The organism is Xanthomonas cissicola, assembly GCF_008801575.1.
Classification (GTDB): Bacteria; Pseudomonadota; Gammaproteobacteria; order Xanthomonadales; family Xanthomonadaceae; genus Xanthomonas; species Xanthomonas cissicola.
Genome location: NZ_VZPL01000176.1, coordinates 1 through 2,054, shown reverse-complemented (window position 1 = coordinate 2,054; position 2,054 = coordinate 1). Strand labels below are relative to the sequence as shown.

Below are 2,054 nucleotides of genomic sequence, written 5' to 3'. Positions count from 1 at the left end.
CACCGAAATCGAACGCTGGCGACGCGAATACAACGAGGACCGACCCAAGAAGGCGATCGGCGGCATGACCCCGGCTGCTTATGCCCAACATCTGGCAAACACCGATATCATTACCCCCGGACTCTAAACCAAACCACTACTCAGGGTGGGGGGACGTCGGGGCCTGGCCTGCCGCGACGGCCATCTTGATGACTTCCCGTGGCACTACTTCGTCCACGGCGGTAATAGTTCGTGCAAGGGCACGCTGCGCTTCTTCGAGAGCGGCGCGTCGCTGCAAACGGAAAACCTGTGGGTGAAGTGTGATGCCTGTGGGGCATCCAGAAGCATGGCCCATGCTTTCGGCAAGGCGGGAAAAGAGAATCTTCCTGGGTGCCGGGGACGGCATCCGCACCTAGACCACTTCGACCACGAATGCGATGAGGAAGCACGCGCGGTGTTATTGGGTGCCACGAATAGCTGGTTCCCGATAACGCTCTCCGCACTTGCAATCCCTCAGACCAAGGACCCGCTCAGTCAACTGATCCAGGATGGCTGGGAGTTTTTCGATGAGCTCGAATCCGAAGCCGAGGTGTCGGTGACGGTGAAGACCTTGAAGAAGACCGGGGCGCTGCCAGGAATCGACAAGTATCAGGCGGCGTCGATCTGGTCGGCCATTGATGCACACCGCAAAGGCGGCGGGCAGGAGGCCGTGGGTGAGGCCGACATCAAAGGGCCCGAGTGGGATGTGCTGAAAGAGGCCAACCCGCCCACGGACTACCCGCACTTCATGAGTAAGAAAGTCGGCACGCCATCAGGATTCAGCGGCCCTATCACTCGAGTCTTGCTCCTTGAGCGCTTGCGCGAAGTGAATGCCTTGTTGGGCTTCACTCGGGTCGAAGCACCCGAAGAGTCTGGCGATCCGAATGAACGCCCTCAGATGGCCAGTCTGTCGCGCAGCAAGCCAGACTGGGTGCCAGCCAATCAGGTTCATGGCGAAGGAATCTTCGTGCAGTTTGACGAAGCCGCGCTCGTCAAATGGGAGGCATTGGATGGCGTGAAAAAGGTCGACCAGATGCTCCGTGGCGGGCATAAGGGATGGCGCAATTCGCGTCATCTCGAACCGAACGAAGGCTACCCCGGCATTCGCTATGCAATGCTGCACACCCTGTCTCATTTGCTGATTCGTGAACTGGCGCTGGAGTGCGGATACAACGCTGCGAGCATTCGTGAGCGCATCTATGCCGATACGTCGGGCGACAGCCCGCAGGCGGGCATCCTTATCTACACCGCAGCAGCAGATTCTGACGGCACGCTGGGCGGCCTTGTTGATCTTGGCAAACCAGAAAACCTTGGTCGCCTGCTGGAGCAAGCACTGAATCGCTCGAAGATATGCTCATCCGATCCGCTCTGCTCGGAACATGACCCCGAAAAAGACCGCTCATTGCATGGGGCTGCTTGCCATGCGTGCTCTCTAGTGGCGGAGACCTCTTGCGAGCGGGGCAATCGCTATCTGGATCGATCGCTGCTCATACCAACACTCGAACGCGCCGACGCTGCTTTCTTCAAGGGTTTCTGACATGGATGAACTCTTGGATGCCATTGCAGCCTTGGTCTCTCTGGTCTCGCCTGAGAAGGTGCAGGCCGTTGCCGCCCGCGTTCGTCGAACTGATGCCAGCAAGGCTGCGACGACGTTGTCGAGTGTGGTCGGAACCCCGGTAGCCGGCAGCGTGGTCGAGCACCTTGCGGCAGCCTGGCAAAACACTAAGGTCGGTTCTGACGAACTGGCATTAATGCTCATCGCTGCCAGCCACGTTTACGTCAAAGCCGCTTCCGAGCAATCCACCGAACTCGTGTGGACTGGCCCGACGACACCTTTCGTATCGGCGCGTCGAACAGAGCAAGCGCTTTTGCAGGTCATCAACTCCGCAGAACAATCGTTGTTCATTACTAGGGCCTGTTAACACATCCGAAGCCCATCAACGACTAGGACGAAGCTGAGGAATCCAAGGAACATGACATCCAGCTTCTCGAAGCGCGAGAAAATCCGGCGGTAGCCTTTCAAGCGACGGAACAGT

General features: G+C 58.3%; 3 protein-coding genes and 1 pseudogene. 3 read left to right on the top strand and 1 reads right to left on the bottom strand.

The window, feature by feature from the left end; all coding sequences use genetic code 11:
* From F7R02_RS25145 to F7R02_RS25135, 3 genes are all read left to right on the top strand, one after another.
* Positions 1-127, top strand: a 127-nt coding sequence (locus F7R02_RS25145; RefSeq protein ID WP_151210081.1) for an integrase core domain-containing protein, incomplete at its 5' end; no start/stop codon positions are given.
* An 18-nt stretch (positions 128-145) separates the two neighbouring features.
* Positions 146-1,555, top strand: coding sequence for a DUF1998 domain-containing protein (drmB, locus tag F7R02_RS25140; protein WP_235857406.1), 1,410 nt, complete (start codon positions 146-148; stop codon positions 1,553-1,555).
* 1 nt (position 1,556) lies between these two features.
* Positions 1,557-1,940, top strand: coding sequence for a hypothetical protein (locus F7R02_RS25135; protein WP_208789146.1), 384 nt, complete (start codon positions 1,557-1,559; stop codon positions 1,938-1,940).
* Here F7R02_RS25135 and F7R02_RS25130 read toward each other — a convergent pair.
* Positions 1,937-2,054, bottom strand: a pseudogene (locus F7R02_RS25130) (IS5-like element ISCARN85 family transposase); the annotation flags it as partial. The gene F7R02_RS25135 and the pseudogene F7R02_RS25130 sit on opposite strands and share 4 nt — an antisense overlap.

Bases quoted from the DNA above. Each gene is read 5' to 3' on its own strand.
- F7R02_RS25135 (WP_208789146.1), top strand. From the start codon at position 1,557: ATGGATGAACTCTTGGATGCCATTGCAGCCTTGGTCTCTCTGGTCTCG.